General features: G+C 71.7%; 16 protein-coding genes. 9 read left to right on the forward strand and 7 right to left on the reverse strand.

The window, feature by feature from the left end; translation table 11 throughout:
- Window positions 1-71: 71 nt before the first annotated feature.
- Window positions 72-605, reverse strand: coding sequence for a PadR family transcriptional regulator (locus WQO_RS31130; RefSeq protein WP_010064671.1), 534 nt, complete (start codon window positions 603-605; stop codon window positions 72-74).
- 57 nt (window positions 606-662) lie between these two features.
- Window positions 663-2,678: an NADPH-dependent 2,4-dienoyl-CoA reductase gene (locus WQO_RS31135; protein WP_010064670.1), complete on the reverse strand. Its 2,016-nt coding sequence runs from the start codon at window positions 2,676-2,678 to the stop codon at window positions 663-665.
- 214 nt (window positions 2,679-2,892) lie between these two features.
- On the opposite strand from WQO_RS31135, the gene WQO_RS31140 reads away from it, so the two are divergent.
- Both WQO_RS31140 and WQO_RS37295 read left to right on the forward strand, forming a co-directional pair.
- Window positions 2,893-3,423 (forward strand): DoxX family protein, encoded by a 531-nt coding sequence (locus WQO_RS31140; protein WP_010064669.1) that lies wholly within the window; start codon window positions 2,893-2,895, stop codon window positions 3,421-3,423.
- Complete coding sequence (locus WQO_RS37295; protein WP_193407247.1) at window positions 3,420-4,046, forward strand: DUF7144 family membrane protein; 627 nt, start codon at window positions 3,420-3,422, stop codon at window positions 4,044-4,046. The genes WQO_RS31140 and WQO_RS37295 overlap by 4 nt, the downstream gene beginning before the upstream one ends.
- 9 nt (window positions 4,047-4,055) lie before the next feature.
- Here the strand turns inward: WQO_RS37295 and WQO_RS31150 are convergent, their stop codons facing one another.
- The 3 genes from WQO_RS31150 to WQO_RS31160 all read right to left on the reverse strand — a co-directional run bounded on the left by WQO_RS31150 (window position 4,056) and on the right by WQO_RS31160 (window position 7,404).
- Window positions 4,056-6,143: an MMPL family transporter gene (locus WQO_RS31150; protein ID WP_010064667.1), complete on the reverse strand. Its 2,088-nt coding sequence runs from the start codon at window positions 6,141-6,143 to the stop codon at window positions 4,056-4,058.
- A 137-nt stretch (window positions 6,144-6,280) separates the two neighbouring features.
- Window positions 6,281-6,781 (reverse strand): MarR family winged helix-turn-helix transcriptional regulator, encoded by a 501-nt coding sequence (locus tag WQO_RS31155; protein WP_010064665.1) that lies wholly within the window; start codon window positions 6,779-6,781, stop codon window positions 6,281-6,283.
- A gap of 44 nt (window positions 6,782-6,825) precedes the next feature.
- Window positions 6,826-7,404, reverse strand: a complete 579-nt coding sequence (locus WQO_RS31160) for a fasciclin domain-containing protein (RefSeq protein WP_010064664.1) — start codon at window positions 7,402-7,404, stop codon at window positions 6,826-6,828.
- Between the two features lie 321 nt (window positions 7,405-7,725).
- On the opposite strand from WQO_RS31160, the gene WQO_RS31165 reads away from it, so the two are divergent.
- Window positions 7,726-8,502: a DUF1206 domain-containing protein gene (locus tag WQO_RS31165; RefSeq protein WP_010064663.1), complete on the forward strand. Its 777-nt coding sequence runs from the start codon at window positions 7,726-7,728 to the stop codon at window positions 8,500-8,502.
- On the opposite strand, the gene WQO_RS31170 is transcribed toward WQO_RS31165, so the two are convergent.
- The gene (locus WQO_RS31170) at window positions 8,487-9,029 is read right to left on the reverse strand and encodes a DUF4383 domain-containing protein (RefSeq protein ID WP_010064662.1); all 543 of its coding nucleotides are present in this window, start codon (window positions 9,027-9,029) and stop codon (window positions 8,487-8,489) included. The genes WQO_RS31165 and WQO_RS31170 overlap by 16 nt on opposite strands.
- Before the next feature lie 112 nt (window positions 9,030-9,141).
- Here WQO_RS31170 and WQO_RS31175 point away from each other — a divergent pair, with 112 nt between their 5' ends.
- Entirely contained in the window at window positions 9,142-10,155 is a 1,014-nt protein-coding gene (locus tag WQO_RS31175) for a MerR family transcriptional regulator (protein WP_010064661.1), read from the forward strand.
- A gap of 21 nt (window positions 10,156-10,176) precedes the next feature.
- Here WQO_RS31175 and WQO_RS31180 read toward each other — a convergent pair whose 3' ends face one another.
- On the reverse strand, window positions 10,177-11,388 hold the full coding sequence (locus WQO_RS31180) for a cysteine desulfurase-like protein (protein ID WP_010064660.1): 1,212 nt from the start codon (window positions 11,386-11,388) through the stop codon (window positions 10,177-10,179).
- A 564-nt stretch (window positions 11,389-11,952) separates the two neighbouring features.
- On the opposite strand from WQO_RS31180, the gene WQO_RS31185 reads away from it, so the two are divergent.
- The 5 genes from WQO_RS31185 to WQO_RS31205 are packed head-to-tail and all read left to right on the forward strand — an operon-like array spanning window position 11,953 to window position 26,817.
- Window positions 11,953-12,894: a sterol desaturase family protein gene (locus WQO_RS31185; protein ID WP_029182765.1), complete on the forward strand. Its 942-nt coding sequence runs from the start codon at window positions 11,953-11,955 to the stop codon at window positions 12,892-12,894.
- A 58-nt stretch (window positions 12,895-12,952) separates the two neighbouring features.
- Entirely contained in the window at window positions 12,953-22,348 is a 9,396-nt protein-coding gene (locus tag WQO_RS31190; RefSeq protein WP_058954164.1) for a non-ribosomal peptide synthetase/type I polyketide synthase, read from the forward strand.
- On the forward strand, window positions 22,338-24,047 hold the full coding sequence (locus WQO_RS31195) for a phytoene desaturase family protein (RefSeq protein ID WP_010064655.1): 1,710 nt from the start codon (window positions 22,338-22,340) through the stop codon (window positions 24,045-24,047). Before WQO_RS31190 ends, WQO_RS31195 begins: the two co-directional genes overlap by 11 nt.
- Window positions 24,044-25,765, forward strand: coding sequence for a phytoene desaturase family protein (locus tag WQO_RS31200; protein WP_010064654.1), 1,722 nt, complete (start codon window positions 24,044-24,046; stop codon window positions 25,763-25,765). The genes WQO_RS31195 and WQO_RS31200 overlap by 4 nt, the downstream gene beginning before the upstream one ends.
- Window positions 25,762-26,817 carry an MDR family NADP-dependent oxidoreductase gene (locus WQO_RS31205; RefSeq protein ID WP_058954165.1) on the forward strand — a complete coding sequence of 352 codons (1,056 nt, stop codon included), beginning with the start codon at window positions 25,762-25,764 and terminating at the stop codon, window positions 26,815-26,817. Before WQO_RS31200 ends, WQO_RS31205 begins: the two co-directional genes overlap by 4 nt.
- The last annotated feature ends 5 nt before the right edge of the window (window positions 26,818-26,822 follow it).

Here is a 26,822-nt window from a genome sequence, read left to right on the forward strand (position 1 = left end):
CCGGGGCCGCACCCGTACCACCGCGCCGCACGCGTGACGCGGCGCGCCGCACCCGTAAGCGGTCCGTGCGGTCAGGCGGTGTCCAGGTCCGCGATCGCCCGGGTCAGCCAGCCGATCCAGAACGTCTCCAGGTCGATGCCGCCCCTCAGCACCAGATGCCGCAGCCGCCCCTCGTCGGTCGTCGGCGGCGGGGTGAAGTCCCGCTCCTCGATCTCCTGGTACTCCGCCAACTGCCGCTCGTGGAGCGCGAGGTGGCGGCGCAGCTCCGGGCCCATGCCGTGCGCCCCGACGACTGCGGCCGCCCGCATCCGCAGCAGCAGCGGATCGCGGACCGGCCGGGGGTCCTCGGGGACCGCCACCCAGGCCGCCAGTTCCTCGCGGCCCGCGGGCAGCACCTCGTACTCCTTCTTCTGCCCCCGGGCCGGCGCCGCCGTGGGCAGCGCCCTGATCCGTCCGGCCTGCTCCAGTTTGCCCAGCTCGCGATAGATCTGCTGGTGGGTCGACGACCAGAAGTAGCCGATCGACCGGTCGAACCTGCGGGTCAGTTCCAGACCCGAGGACGGCTTCTCCAGCAGGGCGGTGAGAATCGCGTGCGGCAGTGACATGACCTGCATCCTAAGGACGGGGGTGCGCGGTGGTACGGGCCCCCGGGCGGGGCGGGTTCAGAGCGCGGCGGCCAGCTCCGTGCCCTGGCGGATGGCCCGCTTCGCGTCCAGCTCGGCCGCCACGTCCGCGCCGCCGATCAGATGCACCGGGACAGCGCCCGCGCTCAGCTCCTCGTACAGCTCGCGGCGCGGCTCCTGGCCCGCGCACAGCACGACCGTGTCGACCGGCAGCACCCGCCGCTCACCGTCGACGGTGAGGTGCAGGCCCTCGTCGTCGATGAGATCGTAGGAGGCTCCGGCGATCATCTCGACGCCCCGGTGGCGCAGTTCGGTGCGGTGGATCCAGCCGGTCGTCTTGCCGAGCCCCGCGCCGACCTTGGTCGTCCTGCGCTGGACCAGGTGGACCGTGCGCGGCGACTTGGGGCGCTCGGGGGCGCGCAGCCCGCCCCGGTCCTCGTACGCCGTGTCCACGCCCCACTGCCGGAAGAACGTGTCCGCGTCCAGGCTCGCCGCGTCGCCGCCGTCGGTCAGGAACTCCGCGACGTCGAAGCCGATGCCGCCCGCGCCGACGATCGCGACCCGGTCGCCCACCGGCGCCCCGTCGCGCAGCACGTCCAGGTAGCTCAAGACGTTCGGGTGGTCCGTGCCGGGGATCGCGGGCGTACGCGGCTCGACGCCGGTGGCCAGCACGATCTCGTCGAAACCGTCCAGGGTGCCGGTGTCGGCACGGGTGGAGAGCCGCACCTCGACGTCCAGCTCCGCCAGCCGCGTACGGAAGTAGCGCAGCGTCTCGTCGAACTCCTCCTTGCCCGGGACCCGACGGGCCACGTTCAGCTGCCCGCCGATCTCGTCCGCCGTGTCGAACAGGGTCACCGCGTGGCCCCGCTCGGCCGCCGTCACCGAGCACGCGAGGCCCGCCGGACCCGCCCCGACCACGGCGACGCGCTTACGGGTCCGGGTCGGGCTGAGCACCAGCTCGGTCTCGTGGCAGGCGCGCGGATTGACCAGGCAGGAGGTGATCTTGAGACTGAAGATGTGGTCCAGGCAGGCCTGGTTGCAGCCGATGCACGTGTTGATCGCGTCCGCCCGGCCCGCCGCCGCCTTCGCGACGAACTCCGGGTCGGCCAGGAACGGCCGGGCCATCGAGACCATGTCCGCCCGGCCGGAGGCGAGGATCTCCTCGGCGACCTCGGGGGTGTTGATGCGGTTGCTCGTCACCAGCGGTACGGAGACCGCGCCGCGCACCTTCTCGGTCACCCAGCTGAACGCGCCGCGCGGCACGGAGGTGGCGATCGTGGGGATCCGCGCCTCGTGCCAGCCGATGCCGGTGTTGATGATCGTCGCGCCCGCCGCCTCGATCTCCCGCGCGAGCGTCACGACCTCGTCCAGCGTCGAGCCGCCCGGCACCAGGTCCAGCATGGAGAGCCGGTAGATCAGGATGAAGTCGTCGCCGACCCGCTCCCGGACCCGGCGCACGATCTCGATGGGGAGCCGGATGCGGTTCTCGTAACTGCCGCCCCAGCGGTCGGTGCGGTGGTTGGTCGCCGAGACGATGAACTCGTTGATCAGATAGCCCTCGGAGCCCATGATCTCGACGCCGTCGTACCCGGCGAACCGCGCCAGCTCCGCCGCCCTGACGAACTCCTCGATGGTCTCCTCGAGCTGCTCGTCGGTGAGCGCGTTCGGGACGAACCCGCTGATCGGGGCCTGGATCGCACTCGGGGCCACCAGATCCGGGTGGTGCGCGTACCGGCCGAAGTGCAGGATCTGCATCGCGATCCGGCCGCCCGCCGCGTGCACCGCCGAGGTGATCTCCCGGTGCTGTTCCGCCTCCGCCTCGGTCGTCATCTTGGCCCCGCCGGGGAAGGAGCAGGCCCGCTCGCTGGGGGCGATGCCGCCGGTGACCATCAGGCCGACGCCGCCCCGGGCGCGCTCGGCGTAGAAGGCGGCCATGCGCTCGAAACCGCGCTCGGCCTCCTCCAGACCGATGTGCATCGATCCCATGAGCACCCGGTTGGGCAGGGTGGTGAACCCGAGGTCCAGCGGGCTCAGCAGGGTCGGGTAGGGGCTCATCCGGGATCTCCTCCGCAGGGGTCGTCGCGTCAGTTGTAGACCACCCCGAACCGCTTATGCAACAAGTTGCACAATGATCTGTGTCGCACGACGGGCCGTGCGGCGTCCGGCCCGTTCCCCGTACGGCGTAATCGGCCGCGCCCGCCGGCCACCCGCCGACGAGAGTGGGATCCGTATCCGGAATCCTCGCCAACCCCTCGCCCCGGGAGTCCTCATGGTCTGCTTCAACCGGCGTGATCTCGGTCTGCTCGCCCTGCGCGTCGGCACCGGCGCGGTGCTCGTCGCCCACGGCAGCCAGAAGCTGGCCGGATGGTTCGGCGGCGGTGGCATCCAGGGCACCACGGCGGCGATGGAGGCGATGGGGTTCCATCCGCCCAAGCACAGCGCCGTGGCCGCCGGACTCGGCGAGGCGGGCGGCGGTGCGCTGCTGGCGCTGGGGCTCGCCACTCCGGCGGCGGGCGCGGCGGCGGCAGGGGCGATGGCCGGTGCGGTGGCCGTCCACGCCCCCGCGGGCTTCTTCGCCCAGGGCGGCGGCTACGAGTACCCGGCGTTCCTCGGCTTCACCGCTGCGGCCATCGGTCTGGCAGGCCCCGGGCGCTACTCCGTGGACCATGTCACCTGCCATGTCTTCGACCGGCCCTGGATGGTCGCTCTGGCCTTCGCGGGCAGCGCCTTCGCGGCCGCCGCGGTGGTGGGCCGGCGGGCGAAGGGACAGGCGGCGCAGAAGGAGGAGGCGTCCGGATGAGCGAGGACCCGTCCCGCGCCGCCGATCCGTCGTCGGCGGCCGATCCCTCCCGCGCTGCCGGCCCCTCCGGAGTCGCCGATCCGTCCGGCGCTGCTGACTCCTCCCCAGGGGCTGATCCGTCCGCCGCCGGGCAGGGGCCCCGCCCGGGTCCCGGTCAGGGCGATACGCCGTGGCAGCGCGGCGACGGTCCGGCCGGGCGCGCTCCCGCGCCCGACCCGGACAGCCTCTGGGTGACCGGCGGCGTGCTCTTCGCCGGGGTGCTGATGCTCTGCCAGGGCGTCGTCGCCGCCCTGGAGGGCATCGCGGCCCTGGCCGACGGGGACGTGTACGGCGATGTCGGCGCATACGTCTACCGCATCAGCCTCACCGGCTGGGGCTGGATCCACCTGGTGCTCGGCGTCTGCGTCGCCGTCACCGGGGCGGGGCTGCTCAAGGGGGCGCGATGGGCCCGGGTGACCGGCATCGTCTTCGCCTCCCTGAACCTCTTCGCGCACTTCCTCTTCCTGCCGTACGCGCCCCTCTGGTCGGTGATCGTCATCGCCCTGGACATCTTCGTGATCTGGGCGCTCGCCGCCTACCGGGACCCGGGCTGGGCGCCCGGGGACGCGCTGCGGCGGCCTTGAGGCCTTCGCTCAGGACCTCTCGCGGCTCAGCGCCCCCGGCCACCACGCCTTCGGCCCGATGTCCCGGACCAGCGCCGGAACCAGGAGTGACCGGACGACCAGCGTGTCCAGCAGGACACCGAAGGCCACGATGAACGCGATCTGGACCAGGAACGCCAGCGGGATCACGCCCAGCGCCGCGAAGGTGGCCGCCAGGACGACGCCCGCCGAGGTGATGACCCCGCCGGTCGTGGTCAGCCCGCGCAGGATGCCCTCCCGCGTGCCGTGGCGCAGCGACTCCTCCCGGACCCGGGACATCAGGAAGATGTTGTAGTCGACGCCCAGCGCGACCAGGAAGACGAACCCGTACAGCGGAACCGATGAATCCGTGCCGCTGAAGCCGAACACGTGGGTGAAGACCAGCGAGGAAATGCCCAGCGTGGCCAGGAAGTTCAGCGCCACGGTCGCCACGAGCAGCACCGGCATCAGCAGCGACCGCAGCAGGAAGACCAGGATCACCAGAATGATCGCCAGCACCACCGGCACGATCAGCATGCGGTCGTCCTCGGCCGTGCGCTGGGTGTCGTACTGCTGCGCGGTGTAGCCGCCGACCAGGGCGTCCGATCCCGGTACCGCGTGGACCGCGGTGCGCAGCGCGGCCACCGCCTCCTTCGCCCCGTCGCTGTCCGCCGCCTCGTCGAGGGTCGCGTCGATACGGACCTTGCCGTCGACGACGAGGGGTTCGCCGCCCGGCCGCCCGCTCGCGCTCACCGGCACGGCCGAGTCCACCCCGTCGGTGCGCTCGGCGGCCTCGGTCACCTGGGGCAGCCGGTCCGCCGCGGCGATGATCACCGCCGGATTGCCCGAACCACCGGGGAAGTGCTCGCTCAGCGTCTCCTGGGCGGCCACGGACGGAGCGTCGTTGACGAAGATCTCGTCGAGCGGCACACCCTTGGAGGTGAGCGTCGGAGCGAACGCGGCACAGGCGATCAGGGCCGCCAGGGTGATCGCCCAGACCCTGCGGGGCGACCGGTCGACGAGGGCTGCGACCTTGTGCCAGATGCCGTGGCCACCGGACACCTTGTCGTCGGCGGGCCTGGGCTTCGCCGGCCAGTACGCGGCCCGGCCCAGCAGGACCAGCGCGGCGGGCAGGAAGGTGAGCGCGCTCAGGACCGAGCAGACGATACCGATCGCGCCCACGGGGCCGAGGGCCCGGTTGTTGGTGAGGTCGCTCAGCAGCAGCGCGAGCAGACCGGCCGCGACGGTCGCGGCGCTCGCCGTGATCGGACCGAAGGACTCGCGCAGCGCGACGCGCATCGCGGCGAACCGGTCGCCGTGGACGGCGAGTTCCTCCCGGAACCGGGCGGTGAGCAGCAGCGCGTAGTCCGTCGCCGCGCCGATCACCAGGATCGACAGGATGCCCTGCACCTGACCGTCCACCCGCACGATGTCGTGGTCGGCGAGGACGTAGACGATCGCACAGGACAGACCGAGGGCGAAGACCGCGCCGAGGATGATGACGAACGGCAGCAGCACACTGCGGTAGACCAGCAGCAGGATGACCAGCACCGTGATCAGGGCGACCCCGAGCAGCAGCCCGTCGATGCCCGCGAAGGCGTCGGACAGATCCGCCTGGCTGGCGGCCGGCCCCGCGAGCTGGACCGTCGTACCGGACACCGACGCTCCGGCCTTGTCGACTTCCTCCAGCACCGTCGGCAGCTCGTCCCCGAGGTCCGGGCTCAGCTGCACGATGCCCTGGAGCGCGAGGCCGTCCTTCGAGGGCAGCGCGGGGGAAGGGGTTCCGACGATGCCCTCGTTCCCGGCGAGCGAGGCGAGGGCGCCGGTGGCGGCCTCGCGCTGCTCGTCGTTCACGGGGGCGTCCTCCTCCGCGGAGGTCCAGACGAGGATGACCGGCAGGGTCTCGTTCTGCTGGAACGCCTTCTGGGCGTCGATGACTTGCGTGGACTCGGCGTTCTGGGGCAGGAAAGCGGCCTGGTCGTTGGTGGCGACCTCGCCGAGCTTTCCGGCGTACGGTCCGAGCCCGCCGCCGATGCCGAGCCAGGCGATCAGCAGGACGACGGGGACCAGCCAGCGGACCGACCGTGCAGGGGTGGGCATGTCTCTCCCGAGGGGTGGAGATGTCTCATCGGTGAACAATCTCAATCGTTGAAATATATTACGCGACGGGTCCCCGGGGAGTGTGTACGGGGGTGGAAGGTGGCGTGAGGAGGGTGGCTCAAAAGGGGCGGAGATGTTCAGTGACGCGCCGGGGGGACCTCGGCCAGTTCCTCGTTCATCGCGGCGAGGAAGCGCAGCGCGGTCGTCAGTTCGCCTTCGCTGAAGCGCGCCCTCGCCCGTGCCGTGGCCTCGGCGAGCGGCATGAAGTAGTCGCGGGCGACGGACCGGGCGCTCGGCTCGTAGTACACGTGCACCACGCGGCGGTCGGCGCTCTCCCGGGCCCGGCGGATGTGCCCGGCCCGCTCCAGCCGGTCCAGGCAGGCGGTCACCGCACCGGAGGTGAGTCCCAGATGCTCCCGCAGAGCCCCCGGCGTCAGGGGAGACGGGGCGTCGAGGATGGCCCCGAGCGCGCTCACGTCCGTGGGATGCAGTTGCTGGTTCACCGCGAAACCGTGGGTCATCCGGTTGATCTCGCCGTTCATCCGGCGCAGCTCGACCGCGAAGGCCTGGAGGTCTGCGAGCGGCGCCTCGGAATCCGAGGCGCCGCTCCGGGTCGGTCGGTCGTCGGCGTGTCTCACGCCTTCAGCGTATAGAACCCCCGCTCAGGGGCCACGCGGTGTCCCTAGGACGGCGGCATGAGGACCGTGTCGACGAGGTTCACCGTGGCGTTGGCCGTCGGCACGCCGCCACAGACGATCTTCGAGGAGTCGTTCACCGTGAACGCGGTGCCCGAGCCCTTCGTGGTGAGGTCGCTGCCCTCCAGCGTCTTGAAGGTGCCGTCCTCCATCTGCTGCGTCGTGACCTTCTCGCCCACCACGTGGTACGTCAGCACCTTGGTGAGCTGGGCCTTGTCGTTGAGGAGGGCCTCCAGATCAGCCTGCGGGATCTTCTCGAACGCGGCGTTGGTCGGCGCGAACACCGTGATGTTCTCCGCGTTGTTGAGGGTGTCGACCAGACCGGCCTTCGTCACCGCGTCGACGAGGGTGGAGAGTTCGGGGTTGTTGGACGCGGCGGTGGCGACCGGGTCCTTCGCCATGCCTTCCAGGCTGCCCGCGCCCTCCTTCGGTACGGAGGCGCAGGCGGGGCCGTACGGGTCGGCGGGAGCCTCGGCCTGTGCCTGCGGGGCGAAGAACGCCAGAGAGGCGGGAAAGGCGAGGGCCGCGGCGGCCGCCGCGGTGCGCTGCAGACGGGTGATCGTCATGATGTCTCCTCCGGCGATCGAGGGGGGTGCGTCGTAGCCCCCCCACGGGTCTTCTCCGTCATCCCCACGCTGACGCGCCTCCGTCCGCTCCGCCTGACGCGTCGATTCTGCGTCGAAACGGACGTTGAATCCGGCGTCGAAACGGACTCCCTGATCTCACCGGATCGGCCCGGGATCGTCACGTCGTCTATCCAGGACCTTCACTGTGTCGAACCTTCACTGCATTGATCCGCCGCACGGGGGCAACCGGGTGACATGAATAGCCGTTCAGTAACAGCGCAGGGACATGGCCAGGCACGGCGTGCCGCGAACAGCAACGCCATGGAAGCGGCGGGCCGCGCCGGGTTCGTCGCCCGCGGAGTGATCTACGTTCTCGTGGGCTTCCTCGCCCTGCGGATCGCGTTCCCCGGAGGCGACAAGAAGCAGGCCGACCGGGGCGGCGCGGTCGCGGAGATAGCCGAGAAGCCCTTCGGGACGGTTCTGCTGTGGGTGCTGGGCATAGCCGTGGCGGGCATGGCGCTGTGGCGCCTGTCCGAAGCGCTGATCGGCGGCGCCGGACCCGACGAGCACAAGCCGGGCAAGCGGGCCATGGCGGCGGGCCGTGCGGTCTTCTACGCCTTCGTCGCCTACTCCGTACTGTCCTTCGCCGCCGGGGACTCCGGCAGCGGCGGCGGTTCCTCCGACCAGCAGTCGCAGGACATCACCGCGAAGGCCCTCGGCTGGCCGGGCGGTCAGTGGATCGTCGGGATCGGCGGCGCCGTGGTGGCCGGTGCGGGCCTCTGGATCGCGGTCCGGGCCCTCATGCGCAAGTACCACAAGCACCTGAAGCTGTCGCAGATGTCCCGCCGGGTCCGCCAGGCCGTGGACTTCACGGGGGTGTTCGGCGGAGCGGCGCGTGGCAGCGTCTTCGCCGCGGCGGGCGCGTTCGCCATTGCCGCCGCCATCGAGCACGAGCCCGACAAGTCCAAGGGGATGGACGACACTCTGCGCTCCTTCGCCGACACCCCGGTCGGCCCGTGGCTGCTGGTACTCATCGCCCTCGGACTGGTCGCCTTCGGCGTGTTCTCCTGGTTCAACGCCCGCTACCGCAAGGTCTGAGCGGATCCTTCCCGCAGCGGGCCGCCGGCCGTCGCCCTCCTGCGGGCGGCGGCTTCGGCCGCTGCCTGCTCGGGGTGGCGGCGACGCCAGTACGGGTTGTCGTGCGGCAGGCCGCCGGTCACCCGGCCGTACATCCCGAACGTGAGGATCAGCAGCCCCGTCACGAAGCTGAAGATGACGTTGGCCATGCTGAAGTCCAGGATGTTGGCGGACCGGTCCAGGATGAACAGGTGAGCGAAGCCGCTGAGCACGAAGAGCGTTCCGACGGTCATGTTCACCGTGGAGGCGACGTTGCCGCCCACCGCCGCCCCGGCGATCAGGACCGCTCCGACGAGCAGCGAGATCAGACTGAGGAGCCCGTTGGACGTGAGTCCGGCGATCTGGCTGCCATCGGTGTTGAAGAAGCTCAGCTGATTCGCGAAGCCGAGAGAGCCGAACACCATCAGGATCGCTCCGCAGAGCCCCGCGCCGATCCGGTAGACCGTCGCCAGCCGGTGGTCGGTGGGCAACTCGTCGCTCAGTTTCATGTCCGTCTCCTGTCCCTTGGCGCCTTTCATGACGCTCTGTCCCGGTGTCTCAGCGAACCGTGCGGGGACGCACCGGACAACATGCGTCGCTTATGCGTCGTATGGTGGATTTATGGACCCGACAGGTGACCTGCTCCTGGAAACCCCGGTCGACGGGGGTCTGACCACCGGCGCGGTGGCCCGCCTCCTGGGTGTCGCCCCGACGACGCTGCGCTCGTGGGACCGCCGCTACGGCATCGGCCCGGCCGCACGGCAGGACGGCCGGCACCGCCGCTGGACCGGGGCGGACATCGCGGCTCTGCGGAACATGTGCGCCCTGACGAGCGCGGGCCTGCCCCCGGCCGAGGCCGCTCGCACGGTCCTGGCCGGAACATCCGGCGCGGGAACGGCGAGCACGGGACCGTCGCGCGCAGAAGAGCCGGGCGCCGGGGCGTCCGGCGTCCCGGCCGAGCCCCGCTCGGCGCGCGCTTCCCGGGCTCCCGGGCCGCTTCCGGTCGGCCGGGCCCGCCAGGAGTGCCGCGGACTGGCCCGGGCAGCGGTCCGGCTGGACGCGCCGGCCCTGGACGAGCTGCTCACGGCGGTGCTCGACCGCTACGGACTCCCGGCCGCCTGGGACGAGGTGATGATGCCGGTGCTGCACGCGGTGGGCCGGAAGTGGGAGACGGCGGGGGAGCGGTACATCGAGGTCGAGCACCTGTTGTCGTGGCACGTCTCCGGCGCACTGCGCGGGGTCACGGCCGGGCGGACGCCCACCCCCGGCGCGGGCCTCGCCCTGCTGGCCTGTGTACCCGGCGAGACCCATACGCTCGCCCTGGAGGCGCTCGCCGCGACCCTCGCCCAGCAGGGCCTGCCGGTACGGATGTTCGGCGCCGCCGTGCCCGCCGGGGCGCTGGAGGACGCCGTCCGGCGCACCGGCCCCGCTGCCGTGGTGCTCTGGGCGCAGTCCCGGAGGACGGCGAGCCCCGAGCTCGTGGCCCGGCTGGACGCGCTCGAGTGGGGCGTACGGGGCGCGCGCGGGCGTCCTGTCGTCTGTGTGGCCGGACCCGGCTGGGCGGGGCGGCAGCCGCCGGGGGCCCGGCACCTGTCCGGTCTTTCCGACGCGGTGGACACCCTGGCCACGCTCTAGGGGTGTCCGCCCGGCCTGCCCTCAGCCCAGGAAGTCCGACAGCCCCGTCAGGAGCCGCTCCACATCGTCCGCGTCGTTGTAAGCGGACAGCCCCACCCGCAGGCCGCCGCTCTCGCCGAGCCCCAGGTGCCGGGAGGCCTCCAGGGCGTAGAACGACCCGGCGGGCGCGTGCACCCCGGAGCGGGCGAGGGCACGGTAGGCGTCCGTCGCGTCCCGGCCCTCGAAGGTGAGCAGCAGGGTGGGGGTGCGCTCGGCGGCCCGCGAGTGCACCGTCACCCCGCGCAGATCGCGTACCCCCTTCTCGATGCTCTCCCGCAGCGCCCTCTCGTGGGACTCGATCGCCGCGTACGCCGACAGCAGCCGCTCACGACGCCCTGCGAGCCCACCGGCCGCTACGGCCCCCAGCGCCGCGACGAAGTCCACCGCCGCTCGGGTTCCCGCCATCAACTCGTACGGAAGCGTACCGAGTTCGAAGCGCTCGGGCACGGCGTCGGTGGACGGCGCCAGCTTGTCCGGGCGGAGGGTGTCGAGCAGTTCCGGCCGGGCGGCCAGCACCCCGTGGTGGGGGCCGAAGAACTTGTACGGGGAACAGACGAGGAAGTCCGCCCCGAGCCGCTCCAGGTCCACCGCGCGGTGCGCCGTGAGATGGACCGCGTCCACGTACAGCAACGCCCCCGCTCCGTGGGCGAATCGGGCGACGGCCGGGATATCGGGCCGGGTGCCGATCAGATTGGAAGCGCCGGTCACCGCGACCAGCCTGGTCCGCCCGGTGAGCTGCGCGCCGACGGCCTCCGGAGGCAGTTCGCCGGTCGCCGGGTCGAAGTCGGCCCACCGCACCACCGCCCCGACCCGCTCGGCCGCCTGCACCCATGGGCGGATGTTGGCATCGTGGTCCAGCCGGCTGACCACCACCTCGTCCCCCGGCTGCCACGTCCGGGCCAGGGTGCGCGAGAAGTCGTAGGTGAGCTGGGTGGCACTCCGGCCGAACACGATCCCGCCCGGATCCGCGCCCAGCAGATCCGCCATCGCCTGCCGGAACTCCCGGACGATTCCGTCCGCGTTGACCTCTCCGGGCAGCGTGGAGCCCCGGTTGGACAGCGGACGGCTCATCGCCTCACCGATCGCTGCGACGACGGAGGCGGGCGTCTGGGTGCCGCCGGGGCCGTCGAAGTGCGCCGTGCCGGAGCGCAGGGCGGGAAACTGTGCGCGCACCGCGCTGACGTCGTACGACAAGGAGGCTCCTCGGTTCGCTGATGGCTGCCGGATCTCGCCGCGATCATCGCAGGGCGGTGTCCTCCGGCGAAAGGAGCCGGGGACCGCCCATCGCGCACGCGCCGGCGAGGAGCACGCGTCGACACCGTTTGCGCGCGGGCGCGCAGCTCCCCGTACCGATGCACGCCCGAGCGTGGGAATTCGCCTCCCGGCGCACCGGAATGCGCCGTCCCCCAGCATCGCGATGATCCTACGAATCAATTTCTCCGAAACGCGCCCTCGCTCGGTTGTGCGATCCTTTCCGCAGGGCTTTCCGTGCGGCTTCCGTCAGTAAAGCGCCGGTCGATTTCTCCGCGTCGGGCGTGATTAAAGCCGTGGGATCGGGAAATAGATGATCTGGGCTGATGGGGTCGGGGGCATCAGTTCACGCCACGGCCGAATTTCATCGGAGCCGGGTGTCTGAAAGGCGTCAGCGCGGGGTGACGATCGCCCCGGAGCCCACCGAGACTCTCAGGTCCGGTACGACCTGTGCTGATGCGGAAAAGTTGGTCTCTTCCGGTTGCGTTCCCTTGTAGGGGGTCACGTATGGACGAGCGCGAGCGCGCCGCCGATGGCGAAATTCATTCGGCCGACTATTCGGTTCCCGAGAAGGGGGTGGTAAGGAATTCGCCTTCCCGTATTCTCCGTGCCGTCGCCTACCCCGTTCTCCTCCTCGCGGTCGTGGGCGTTGCGGCGTTCGCATTGCTTCTGCGATGGGATCCGGCGTGGGTCAGCCCGCTTTTCCTGATCGGGGTGATCGGCTATCTGGCGCTTCTTGAGCGGCTGATTCCTTACGACCGGAACTGGCACCCCGGAAAGGACGAATGGCGCTGGTACGGCATCTACTTCCTGCTCACCATGGCCGGAAGCGGACTGGCGCAGCTGCTGGTCGCCCTGGCCGTCGGCCTGATCGCGCCGGAGGAGCCGGCCCGCCACCTCTGGGCCGAGATCCCGGGCGCCCTCCTCACCGGATCGCTGGTGAGCTACGCGGTGCACCGGCTGGGCCATCGCAACGCCCTGCTCTGGCGCCTGCACGGGGTGCACCACGTGCCGGAGAAGGTCAACGTCGCCAACAACGGGGTCAACCACGTGCTGGACATCGTCCTGGCGCAGAGCCTCGTCCAACTGGCCCTGGCCCTCGTCGGCTTCTCCCGCCCCGCCGTGCTGGTGGCCGGACTCTTCGTCGCCGCGCAGGGCTACTTCGTCCACGCCAACATCGACGTCCGGATCGGCCCGCTCAACCATCTGCTGGCCAGCCCCGAGCAGCACCGTCTGCACCACAGCATTGATCTGTCCGAAGCCGGCCACTACGGCTCCGACCTGTCGTGCTGGGACCACCTCTTCGGCAGCTTCACCTGGCGCCCCGGCCGCGAACCCACCGCCGTCGGACTCCAGGATCCCGCCTCCTTCCCCGGCACCGGCGAGATCCTCGCCGCCCTTCTGCACCCCTGGCGGCGCAGACCGGCCCCGCGTCCCGGCACGGAGTGACCGCCGCCCCACCACGCGCTTCATCACGACGTCACGCACCACGACCTGAGGAGTTCGAATGGCCGACGCGAACAGCCGGGCGTTACGGAACAAGGTGGCGATCATCGGGATGGGCTGCCGCCTGCCCGGCGGCGCCTCGGACCACCGCACGTTCTGGCGGAACCTGGTGGCGGGCAAGGACTGCATCACCCCCACCCCGCCCGACCGGTACGACGTCCGCACCCTCGGCAGCCGGTTCCGCGACAAACCCGGGCGCCTCGTCGGCGGCCGCGGCGGATACATCGACGGCTTCGACGAGTTCGACCCCGCGTTCTTCGGTATCAGCCCCCGCGAGGCCGACCACATGGACCCGCAGCAGCGCAAGCTGCTCGAAGTGGCCTGGGAGGCGCTGGAGGACGGCGGCCAGCGTCCCGCGGACCTCGCCGGGGGCAACGTCGCCGTCTACGTCGGCGCGTTCACCCTGGACTACAAGATCCTGCAATTCGCCGACCTGGGCTTCACCTCGCTGGCAGCCCACACCGCGACCGGGACCATGATGACGATGGTCTCGAACCGCATCTCGTACTGCTTCGACTTCCGCGGCCCGAGCCTGTCCGTCGATACCGCGTGCAGTTCCTCCCTGGTCGCCGTCCACCTCGCGTGCCAGGCGCTGCACAACGGGGAGACCGACCTCGCGCTGGCCGGCGGCACCCTGCTGCACATGGCCCCGCAGTACACCGTCGCCGAGACGAAGGGCGGTTTCCTGTCACCCGAGGGCCGCTCCCGTACGTTCGACGCCGCCGCCGACGGTTACGTACGGGCCGAAGGCGTCGGCCTGGTCGCGCTGAAGCGGCTGGACGACGCGGTACGGGACGGGGACCGGATCCACGCGGTGATCCTGGCCAGCGGCGTCAACCAGGACGGCCACACCAACGGCATCACCGTGCCCAACCCCGACGCCCAGGTCGACCTCATCCGCCGGGTCTGCGCCGAGGCGGGCATCACCCCCGGCGACCTCCAGTACATGGAGGCGCACGGCACCTCGACCCCGGTCGGCGACCCGATCGAGGCGAACGCCCTGGCCCGAGCGCTCGCCGTCGGACGGGCCCCGGGCGCCCGCGCCTACGTGGGCTCGGTCAAGACGAACATCGGCCACACCGAATCCGCCGCCGGGATCGCCGGGCTGATCAAGACTGTGCTGAGCATCGAGCACCGCACGATCCCGCCCCACATCAACCTGGAGAACCTCAACCCCGCGATCGACCCGGCGGCCCTGCCGTACGAGATCCCCACCCGGCCCACCGACTGGCCCGCCCACGAAGGGCCCGCCCGCGCCGGGGTGAACTCCTTCGGGTTCGGCGGCACCAACGCCCATGTCGTCCTGGAGGAGTCCCCACCGCAGGTGCCACCGGCCCCCGGGAACGCCGCGTCCACCGGGCGGCACTGGAGCATCCTGCCGCTCAGCGCCCGCCGCCCGGACGCCCTGCCGGAGATGGCGGCCGGGATCCGGTCCGAGCTGGCGGGCGACAACGGCCCGGCCGTGGCCCTCGACGACCTCGGCCACACCCTGGCCCACCGCCGCCAGCACCTGCCCGAACGGCTGGCCGTCGTCCACACCTCCCGCGCCTCCCTCGACGAGGCCCTGGCCGCCCACGAGCGCGGCGAGCCGCACCCCCGGGTCGTCCACGGCCGGGCGCGGGACGCCGCCGACCGGGGGCTGGTCTGGGTCTTCACCGGCATGGGCCCGCAGTGGTGGGGCATGGGCCGCCAACTACTCGAAGAGGAACCGGTCTTCCGCGACGCCGTGACCGCCTGCGACCGCGCGCTGCGGGAGTTCGCCGACTGGTCCCTCGTCGAAGAGCTGACCGCCGAGGAATCCGTCTCCCGGATGAGCGAGACCTGGCTCGCCCAGCCCGCGAACTTCGCCGTACAGGTCGGCCTGGCCGCCCTGTGGCAGTCCCACGGGGTGCGCCCCGACGCCGTGGTCGGCCACAGCACCGGCGAGATCGCCGCGTTCCACGCTGCGGGTGTCTACTCCCTGCGGGACGCGGCCAGGATCGTGGTGCACCGCAGCCGTCTCCAGCAGACCCTGGCCGGCACGGGCACCATGCTCGCCGTCAGCCTGTCCGAGGACGAGGCGGAGCGCCGGGTGCGGCCCTACCGCGACCGGGTCTCCATCGCCGCCGTGAACAGTCCCACCGCGATCACCCTGGCCGGGGACACAGCGGCGCTGACCCTGCTGGCCGAAGAGCTGCGGGCCGAGCAGCAGTTCGCGAAGTTCCTCACCGTCGAAGTGCCCTACCACAGCGTCGGCATGGAACACATCAAGGAAGAACTGCTGGCAGAACTGGCCCCCTTGGAGCCACAGCCCGCCCAGGTGCCGCTGTATCTCACCGGGGCCGAAGGGACCGCCCGGGGCGAGGAACTCGACGCCGCCTACTGGTGGAAGAACGTCCGCGACCGGGTCCGCTTCCGGGCGGCCGTCGACCGCATCGCCGACGACGGCCACCGCGTCTTCCTGGAGATCGGCCCGCACCCGGTCCTCGGCCACGCGATCCGCGAATGCCTCGACGCGGGCGGGAGGTCCGCGCTCACCCTGCCCTCGATCCGCCGCCGGGAGGACGAGACCGAGCGCTTCGCCGCCTCCCTCGGCACGCTCCACACCCTCGGCGTCCCCATCGACTGGGACCTGCTCCAGCCCACCGGCCGGCCCGTCACCCTGCCCCGCCACCCCTTCCGGCGCGACCGCCACTGGACCGAGCCCCGCCCGGTCGCCCAGGTCCGGCTCGGCCACCACGACCACCCGCTCCTCGGCCGCCGCACGGATGCCACCGAACCCACCTGGCAGGCCCGCCCGGACACCGAGGCCCTGCCCTACCTCGCCGACCACCGCATCCAGGACACCGTGGTCTTCCCCGCCGCCGGCTACCTGGAGATGGCGGCCCAGGCCGTCCTGCGCCTCACCGGCTCCACCACCGCCGTCCTCGCCGACATCGACCTGCGCAAGGCGCTCTTCCTGCCCGACGGCGAGGACCGCACCGTGGAGGTGTCGCTCTCCCTGGAGAACGCCGCCTTCACCATCGCCTCCCCGACCGGGGAGGACGGCGAACGGGCCGTCCACGCGAGCGGCATCGTCCGCACCGGCCAGCGCCGCCGCACCGCTCCGCCGCTCGACGCCTCCGCGATCCGGGCCAGATCCCACCGCCACCTCGAAGGGCCCGACTGCTACACCGCGCTGGCCGCCCTCGGCTACCACTACGGCCCCGCCTTCCAGGCCATGGAGGAAGTCTGGATCGGCGCCGACGAGGTCCTCGCCCGGATCCGCCCGCCCCGGGCGGTCGGCGGCGACGCCGCCGGCCACCACCTCCACCCCGTCCTGCTCGACGCCTGCTTCCAGACGCTCCTGACACCGCTGATCCCGGTGACCCCGGAGGGCCCTGATCCGGCCACCGGGATCAGGCTGCCGCTCTCCCTGGACGAGGTCGCCCTCGAACCCATCGGCGACCAGCCGTTCTGGGCCCACGCCACCCTGCTGCCCGCCGACGCGGACACCACCCTCGGCAACATCGCCCTGTACGCCGACGACGGCACACCCCTCGGCCGCATCGAGGGCTTCCGCGCCGCCGACGTCGAGAAGGCCGCCACCGCCGTCGCCCGCACCACGATCGACTCCTGGCTCGCCGAACCCGTCTGGGCCGACTGCCCGCCACTGCCGGCCGAGGCCGCCGGAGCCCCGCCCCGGGACGTGAGCTGGCTGCTCCTCGTCGACCCCGGAGGCCTCGCGGACGCCTTCGCCTCCCTGGCCGAGGCCCGGGGCGAACGCTGCCGCCTGGTGCGCCGGGGCGCGGCGTACACGGCCTCCGCCGACGGCCGCACCTACACCGTCGACCCCGTGTCCGACGCCGACCTGCGGCGCCTCTTCGCCGACCTCGACCGCGACGGCGGGCCCTTCCGGGGAACCGTCCTGCACCTGTGGAACCTCGACGCCCCCGCCCTCGCCGCCTGCGACGGGACGACCCTCCGTGATCACACCGGCGCGGGCGCCTACTCCCTGGTCGCACTGGCCCGGTTGCTGTCCGCCCGGGGCGAAGCAGGTCGCCTGCACATCGTCACCCGCGGGGCCCAGCCCGCCCGGCCCGGCGAAGCCCCCGAACCCCTCGGAGCACCCGCCTGGGGCATCGGCCGCGTCCTGCGCCACCAGGAACTGACCGAGCACCCCGGCAAACTCATCGACCTCGACCCCCGGCGACAGCCCGGCCCCGACGGCGACCGGGCCGAGGCCGCGGCACTCCTGGCCGAAGCGCTCAGCGACGACGAAGCGGAGATCGCTCTGCGCGACGGCGCCCGCCGCACCGGCCGCCTCCGCCCCGCCGAAAGCCTGACCCGGCCCCTGCCACTGCGCCTGCGCGCCGACGGAAGCTACCTGGTCACCGGGGCGTTCGGCGCGCTCGGCCGGCTGCTGTGCCGCACGCTCGTACGCCGGGGCGCCCGCCGGATCGTGCTGGTCGGGCGCACCCCCGTACCGCCCCGGGAGAAGTGGGCCGGAACCGACCCCGGCACCCCCGAGGGCCGGGCTGTCGCCCTGCTCCGCGAACTTGAAGCGCTCGGCGCGCACCCGGTCCCGGCGACCTTCGACATCACCGACGAGGACGCCCTGACCGGCTGGCTCGACGCCCACCGGCGCAGCGGCGCGCCGCCCGTACGCGGCGTGTTCCATCTCGCCGGCCAGGTCCGCGACACGCTCGTCGCCGACCTCGACCGGGCCGCCTTCGACGCCGTCCACGACCCCAAGACCGTCGGCGCCCACCTCCTGCACCGGCACCTGCGGGACGAACCCCTCGACCACTTCGTGCTGTTCGCCTCGATCGCCTCTCTGCTGACCACGGCGGGCCAGACCAACTACGCCGCCGGGAACGCCTTCCTGGACGCCCTCGCCCACCACCGCCGCGCCCAGGGGCTGCCCGCGCTCAGCCTGGACTGGGGCCCCTGGGCCACCGGCATGATCGAGGAACTCGGCCTGGTCGGGCATTACTTGCAGAGCCGGGGCATGAGCTCGCTCTCCCCGGACACGGGCATGGCCGTCCTGGAACGCGTCATCGGCCAGGACCACGCCCAGCTCGTCGTCGCCACCGTCGTCGACTGGCCGGTCTTCCTCGCCTGGTACCCCTCCCCGCCGCCGCTGGTCGCCGACCTCGCGGCAGCCGCCGCCCCGCCCACGGACACCACCTCGGGCCACGGGTTCCTCGACACCTTCCGCACCGCCGGTGAGGAAGCCCGACACGCCCTCGTCGCCGAGCGGTTCGCCGCCCTGGCCGCCGCCGTGCTGCGTACCGGCGCCGACCGCATCGATCCCGCCGCCGGCCTCGGCGAACTCGGCCTCGACTCGCTCCTCGCCATGGAGCTACGGGCCCGGATCCACGCCGAGCTCGGCGTCGCCCTCCCCGTGGTCGCCCTGCTCAGCGGAACCCCGGCCGGGGAACTCGCCGGCCGGCTCCACGACGGCCTCACCGCCCTGGCCTCGGCGGAAGATCCCACAGGAGCGGCGGACACGGTCCCACTCCACAGCGACGAGCGGCAGTACCCCCTGACCCAGAACCAGAAGGCGCTCTGGTTCCTCAAGCACCTCAACCCCGACGGGTACGCGTACAACATCGGCGGGGCCGTCGAGGTGAACGTCGCCCTCGAACCGGACCTGATGTTCGAGGCCGTCCGCCGGCTCATCGCCCGCCACCCCGCCCTGCGCACCAACTTCCTCCTGACGGACGGGCAGGCCGTGCAGCGGGTCTCCGAGGACGCCAGGACCGACCTCGCCCTCTTCGACGTCCGGGGCGAGGACTGGGAGTCCATCCACGCCACGATCGTCGAGGAGTACCGCAAGCCCTACGACCTCGCCCACGACCCGCTGATCCGCTTCCGCCTCTTCCAACGTGGGCCGGACCGCTGGATCATCATGAAGGCCGTCCACCACATCGTCTCCGACGCCATCTCCACCTTCACCTTCATCGAGGAACTCCTCGCCATCTACGAGGCGTTGCGCCGCAACCAGGAGCACCGGCTCCCGCCGGTCGAGGCCCGCTACCTCGACTTCCTCAACCAGCAGAACGCCTTCCTGGCCGGCCCCGAGGCCGCGGGCATGCTCGACTACTGGCGGTCCCATCTGCCGGCCGAGGTCCCGCTCCTGGACCTCCCCGTCGACAGGCCGCGCCCGGCGGTCCAGACCCACAACGGGGCCTCGGAGTTCTTCGTCCTCGACGACGCGCTGAGCGCCCGCGTCCACGCCCTGGCCCGGACGCACGGTGTCACCCCGTTCATGGTGCTGCTCAGCGCCTACTACCTCCTGCTGCACCGCTACTCCGGGCAGGACCACATCGTCGTCGGCAGCCCGGTGACCGGCCGTACCCGGCAGGACTTCGCCTCCGTCTACGGCTACTTCGTCAACCCGCTGCCCCTGCACGCCGACCTGTCCGACGACCCGACCGTCGCCGAACTGCTGCAACAGGTCCGCCGGACCGTGCTCGGCGGCCTGGACAACCAGGAGTACCCCTTCGTCCTCCTCGTCGAGGAACTGGGCCTCCAGCACGACCCCAGCCGCTCCGCCGTCTTCCAGGCGATGTTCATCCTCCTCACCCACAAGGTGGCCACGGAGCAGTACGGCTACCGCCTGGAGTACATCGAACTGCCGGAGGAGGAAGGGCAGTTCGACATAACCCTGTCGGCCTACGAGGACGAGACGGAGGGCCGGTTCCACTGCGTGTTCAAGTACAACACCGACCTCTTCCTCCCCGAGACCGTGCGCCGCATGGCCACCCACTACACCCGGCTCCTCGACCGGATGACCCGCGCCCCGGGCGAACAGCCCGCCTCCCGGCTGGCGATGCTCGGCGACCGGGAGCGGGAGAGGCTCGTGGGGGAGTGGAGCCGCCCGGCCCTGCCGTCCACCGGCCACCGGGACGACGAGCCGTTCACCCCGGTCCACGCGCTGATCGCCCGCGCCGCCGCCGAACACCCCACGGCCGTCGCCGTCACCACCCCCACCCCGCACGGCGAGGCACACCGGCTGACCTACGCGGAACTGGAACGGCGGGCCGCCGACACCGCAGCGCGCCTGCGGAAGCTCGGGATCGGCGAAGGCTCCGTGGTCGTGCTCCGCCTGGAGAAGTCGCCCGAGCTGATCGTCGCCCTGCTCGCCGTACTCAAGGCCGGTGCCGCCTACCTCCCGCTCCGGCCCGATCAGCCCGCGGACCGGCTCGCGAACCTCGTATCCGCCACGGGAGCGGAGCTCGTCCTCGTCGCCGACGACGCCGGCCCCGGGGCGCCGGGGGAGACCGACGCGCTGACCGTCCCGACACTCACCCTCGCCGCGCTCGCCCGCACCGAACCGCACCCGGACGGGCCGGCCGCCCAGGTCGCCCCGGACTCACCCGCCTACGTCATCACCACCTCCGGCTCCACCGGACGCCCCAAGGCCGTCCGCGTCAGCCACCGCAACCTCGCCTCCGCCCAGGCCGCATGGCGGCAGGCGTACCGGCTGGACACCGACGTGACGACCCACCTCCAGATGGCCGAACCCTCCTTCGACGTGTTCACCGGCGACCTGGTGCGCGCCCTGTGCTCGGGTGGCAGACTCGTCCTGGCCGACCGCGACCTCCTCTTCGACACCACCCGGCTTTACCGCACGATGCGTCAGGAACGCGTTGACTGCGCGGAGTTCGTCCCCGCCGTGGTACGCGGACTGATGGACCACTGCGCACGGGAAGGACTGCGGCTGGACTTCCTGCGGCTGCTGGTCGTCGGCTCGGACGCCTGGAGCGTGGGGGAGTACCGCAGGCTGGCCGAGCTGTGCGGACCCGGAACCCGCCTCGTCAACTCCTACGGCCTCACCGAAGCCACCGTCGACAGCGCGTACTTCGAGGGACCTGTCGACGACCTGGAACCCGGCGCGATGGTCCCGATCGGCCGTCCCCTCCCCAACAGCACCCTTCACGTGCTCGACGCCCACGGCGAACCCGTCCCGCCCGGTGTCCCCGGCGAACTCTGGATCGGCGGCGACGGCGTCGCCCTCGGCTACGCCGGGGACCCCGAGCAGACCGGCGAGCGCTTCGTCACCCGTACGCTCTCCAGGGCCGCCGACGCCCGCGCCGAACGGCTCTACCGCACCGGCGACCTCGCGCGCTGGGACGCGCACGGCCGGGTCCATCTGCTCGGCCGGAGCGACGGACAGATCAAACTGCGCGGCCACCGCATCGAGATCGGCGAGATCGAGGCGCACCTCGCCCAGTGGCCCCCGCTCGCCCGGGCCGTCGTCACCGTACGCACCGACACCGGGGGAGACCCGGCACTCTGCGCCTACTGCGTACCGGAGGCCGGCGCGGCCCTCGACGTCCGGGCGCTGCGCCGCCATCTGGCCCGCTCACTGCCCTCGTACATGATCCCGTCCCACTTCACCGAGCTGCCCGCCCTGCCGCTCACCGCCAACGGCAAGGTCGACACGGCCGCACTGCCCGCCCCGCGGGCCGAGGCGGGCGACCGGCCGCACGAGGAGCCCGTGACGCTGTACGAGGTGAGCGTCGCCCGGCACTGGAAGAAGCTCCTGGGGCGAGAACAGGTCGGCCTGGAGGACGACTTCTTCGAACTCGGCGGCAGCTCGATCAAGCTCATCGAGCTTCTCCACCACCTGCGCACCGAGTTCGGCATCGGCGTCCCCGTCAGCAGGCTCTACCAGGTCACCACCCTGCACGGCATGGCCGCCACGGTGCAGGACGTCCTGCTCGGGGCGAGCGCCGAGGAGCTGCCCAGCCTGACCTTCAACGCCGGACAGCACCCCGTTCTCTTCTGCTTCCCGCCCGCCGGCGGCCATGGGCTCGTCTACCGGGGCCTCGCCGCCCAGCTCCCCGACCACCGCGTCATCGGCTTCAACTACCTCCCCGGCGACGACAAGATCGCCCGGTACGCCGACCTGATCGAGGCCGACCAGCCCGAAGGGCCCTGCCTGCTCCTCGGCTACTCCCTCGGCGGCAACCTCGCCTTCGAGACGGCCAAGGCGCTGGAGCGGCGCGGTCGCCGCGTCGCCCACGTCGTCATCCTCGACTCCCGCCGCATCCTCACCGCCTACGAACCGGACGCCTCCGGCATCGCCGCCTTCGAGGCCGAACTCACCGACCACGTACGCAAACACACCGGCTCCGACGCCGTCACCCACGAAACCCTCGCCCACGCCGCCGAGTACCTCGCGTTCTGCGGGCGCACCCCCAACACCGGCACGGTCGCCGCGACGGTCACCGTCATCACCGACGAGGAGAAGGCCGCCCTCTATGCCGCCGGGGAGCACGGCACCTGGCATGGCAGCTCCACCGGCGCCACCGCGGTCCTGCGCGGCTCCGGCGTCCACGCCGACATGCTCGACGCCAAACACCTGCCCCGCAACGCCCAGTTGGTGCGCTCGGTCATCGCGGGGGAGGTGCCTCGTGGCGGATGACAGCAGTGCCGATCCCACGCAGTCCCGCGACTCCTCCGACTGGACGACCAGGGAACGCACGCCCGGCACCCCGCCCCGTGTCATCGTCGTCGGCGCGGGTGTGGCCGGCCTCTCCACCGGCTGCTACGCGCAGATGAGCGGCGCCAGGACCCGCGTCTTCGAGAAGCACGTCCTTCCGGGCGGCTGCTGCACCGCCTGGTCGCGGGACGGCTACCTCTTCGACTACTGCATCGAATGGCTCATCGGTACCGCCCCGGGCAACGACGCCCACCAGGTCTGGGCCGAACTCGGGGCGCTGGACGGCAAGTCCGTCACCAACTTCGAGCTGTTCAACAAGGTCGAGGACGAACACGGCCGGTCGGTCACGTTCTACAACGACCCCGACCGCCTGGAGGCCCACCTCCTGGACCTCTCACCCGCCGACGCCCCGCTCATCCGGGCCTTCACCCGGGATCTGCGGCGCTTCATCGACATCGAGCTGTACCCGTTCCTGACCGCGCCCGCCCTGCGGACCGTACGGGAACGGGCCGAGACCCTGCGCACCGTACTCCCCGCCTTCCGGCTGTTCTGGCGGACCGCGGCGACGCCGATGCACGCCTTCGCCGACCGGTTCCAGGACCCCTTGCTCCGCAAGGCGTTCCGCAACATCTTCTTCCAGGACCCGGGAGGCTTCCCGCTGCTGCCCTACCTCTTCAACATGGCCGCTGCCCACCACGGCAACGCGGGCTTCCCGCAAGGCGGTTCGCTCGGCCTCGCCCGCTCGATCGAGGAGCGCTACAGGAACCTGGGCGGTACGATCACCTACCGGGCCCGCACCGAACGGATCCTGGTCGAGAACGACCGGGCGATCGGTATCGAACTACGCGGCGGAAGGCGGTACTTCGCCGAACACGTGGTCTCCGCCTGCGACGGGCACACCACCGTCTACGGACTCCTGGGCGGCCGCTACACCGGCCCCCGCATCGACAGGCTCTACACCGACCTCCTCCACCGGCCCGGCACCCTCTTCCCCGCCGTCGTCTCCGCCTTCGTCGGCCTGCGCGGCGACCTCGGCCCCGATGAGGCGCACAGCACCACCCACCTCCTCGGCCCGGACGACGCGGACCACCTCCCCGGCGCACTGCAGGACAGCCTCGTCGTCCAGGCCCGCTCCCGCTACTCGGGAGGGTTCGCACCACCCGGCTGCTCCGTCCTGCACTGCACCTACTTCAGCGACTACGCCCACTGGAAGGATCTGCGCACCGGAAACCGCAAGGACTACCGCCGCCGCAAACGCGAAGTCGCCGACTTCGTCCGGGACTTCCTGGAGCGCCGCACCCCCGGTATCGCCGACCGCATCGAGATGGTCGAGGTCGCCACACCCGCGACGACCCACCGCTACACCGGCAACCTGGGTGGCTCCATCCTCGCCTGGAAGGCCTTCTCCGACGCCGACGACGTCGCCGCGCGCCTGGTCGGCAAGGACCGCATGCGGCTGCCCGGACTGAGCGGCTTCTCCATGGCCGGCCAGTGGGTCGGCATGGGCGGCCTGATCCGCGCCGCCTCCACCGGCCGCTTCGCCGTCCAGTACCTCTGCCGCGAACTCGGCCTGGAATTCCGGGCCTGGGAGAGCAAGGGCGACGAACCGTGGCACCCCGGGAAGCTGGGGCACCTGCCGCAGCTCGACCGGTGGTCGGCGCGGGAGAGCGAGGGCTCATGAGCGGAATCCGCAGGAACACCCGGCCGGCCACCGCGCGCCACCGCGAGACGATGATCATCATCGGGGCCGGGCTGGGCGGCCTCTCCACCGGCTGCTACGCCCGGATGAACGGCTACCGCACCCGCATCCTGGAGATGCACGAGATCCCCGGCGGCTGCTGCACCGCCTGGGAGCGCGGCGGCTTCACCCTGGACGCCTGCGTCAGCTGGCTCCTCGGCAGCGGCCCCGGCAACGAGATGCACCGGATCTGGCTGGAGCTCGGCGCCCTCCAGGGCAAGGAGATCCGCCACTTCGACGTCTTCAACATCGTGCGCGGCACCGACGGCCGGGCCGTCCACTTCTACTCCGACCCGGACCGTCTCGAAGCCCACCTCATCGCCATCTCACCGGCCGACGCCCGCCTCGTACGGAAGTTCTGCGGGCAACTGCGCAGCTTCCGCAAGGCGTTGGCGGTCTACCCCTTCCTCAAGCCCGTCGGCCTGATGGGGCGCCGGGAGCGCTGGCGGATGCTCGCCTCGTTCCTTCCGTACTTCAACGCCGTACGGACCACGATCACCGTCCTGATGACCGACTTCTCCGCCAAGTTCAAGGACCCCCTCCTGCGGGAGGCCTTCAACTTCATCCTGTACGAGAAGCACCCGGCCTTCCCCGTCCTCCCGTTCCACTTCCAGCTCGCCTCGCACGCCAACCTCTCCGCCGGCGTCCCCGAGGGCGGCTCCCTCGGTCTCGCCGAATCGATCGAGGCCCGCTACCGGCGGCTCGGCGGCGAGATCTCGTACAACACGAAGGTCGAGTCGGTGATCGTCGAGGACGACCGGGCGGTCGGCGTCCGGCTCAGTGACGGCGGCGAACTCCGCGCCGACATCGTCGTCTCGGCCTGCGACGGCTACACCACCACGATGAAGTTCCTGAAGGGCGCCTACCTGGGCGAGGACTACCGCAAGCTCTACACCGAGACCATCCACGAACCCGGCATGGTCTTCCCCGGCTACTTCACCCTCTTCCTCGGCCTCTCCCGGCCCTTCCCCGAGGGCGACCCCTGCACGACGCACCTCATCGACGAGACCCTGGCGGCCGAGCTGACCGGGATCCGGCATCCCAGCATCAACGTCCAGTTCCGCAGCCGCCATTACCCCGAGCTGTCCCCGGACGGCACCACCGTCGTCTACGCCACCTACTTCTGCGACATCGCCCCCTGGCGCGCCCTGGACGAGGGGCCCGAACAGGTCACCCGCACCCGCGGTGGCCAGGAGCTGCACACGTTGCCCGTACGCCACGGGCGCGGTTACTACGCGGCGAAACGGCGGGCACGCGAGGCGCTCGTCGGCTTCCTGGAACAGCGCCACCCCGGACTGCGGGACGCGATCGTCGTCCGGGACGTCTCCAGCCCCCTCACCCAGGTCCGGTACACCGGCAACTACGACGGGACCGTGCTCGGCTGGCAGCCCTTCGTGGAGAGCGGCGAGAAGCTCGAAGAGCTGATCAAGAAGCACGGCCCCGGCCTCCCCGGACTGCGCGACTTCTACCAGTCCGGCGTCTGGGCCACCACCGGCGGCCTCATCCGGGCCGCCGCCGCAGGACGCCACGTCATGCAGTTCGTCTGCCGCGACGACAACAAGCCCTTCACCGCGTCGATCGACCTCACCGAACCCCCACCGACCCACCGGGTGATCCCCGTGCCCGTCCGCCCCACCGCACCGAAGGAGACGAAACCATGAAGATCGCGAAATGGGTGGTCCGGGAGCACATGGAGGGCGTGCCCGACGTGGACCGTGTCTACGAGAAGGTCGTCGAGCACGTAGACGTCTCGCTGGCCCCCGACGAGATGCTGCTGCGCACCCTGTACGTCTCCGTCGACCCCTACCTCCAGGGCATCGCCCTCGACACCCCCATCGGCCGGCACATGGGCGCCGACTCGATCATGGAGGTGGTGGAGGCCGGACCGCGCGCCGCCCACCGCGTCGGCGACCTCGTCCAGGGCTTCGGCGGCTGGCGTACGCATGTGATCTCGACCGGCGTCCCCGAGCTCTGGCAGACCGGCACGTTCCCCATGGTCTTCCCGGCGTACCGCAGACTCGACCCCCGGTGGTACGACGACGCCCTGCCGCTGTCGACCGCCCTCAGTGTGATGGGTGGCCCGGGCATGACCGCGTGGGGGACCCTCTCCAAGTACATGACGATCAGTCCCGGCGAGACGCTCGTGGTCAGCGGGGCCTCCGGTGCGGTGGGCGCCCTCGTCGGCCAGCTCGCGTCGCTCGCCGGCGCCCGGGTGATCGGCACCACCTCGTCCCCGGAGAAGGCGGACTACCTCACCGGGCTCGGGTTCGACGCGGTGATCGTCTACCGCCACGGGGACGGCGCGGACACCGTGCGCGAGGCGCTGGCCCGGGCGGCACCCGACGGGGTCGACCGGTACTTCGACAACCTCGGCGGCACGGTCACCGACGCGGTGTTCTCCCTGCTCAACATCGGCAGCCAGGTGGCGGTGTGCTGGCAGTGGGCGACCCAGGTCGGCAACGAGGACACCGGCCCCCGGCTCCTGCCCTATCTGATGTTCCCGCGCGCCACGGTCCGCGGCATCTTCTCCCTGGAATGGTTCACCGAACGCAACTGGCAGGACCTCCACACCGAGCTGGGCGGCCGGGTCCGGCGCGGCGAGGTCGTCTGCGACCACACCCTGCACCACGGCTTCGACACCATCCCCGCCGCCTACGGCAGCCTCTACGGCGACCGGGCGGCCAACCGCGGCAAGGTGCTCGTCGAACTCTGAGCCCG

Origin of the sequence: Streptomyces globisporus C-1027 (assembly GCF_000261345.2) — a bacterium.
Lineage (GTDB): Bacteria > Actinomycetota > Actinomycetes > Streptomycetales > Streptomycetaceae > Streptomyces > Streptomyces pakalii.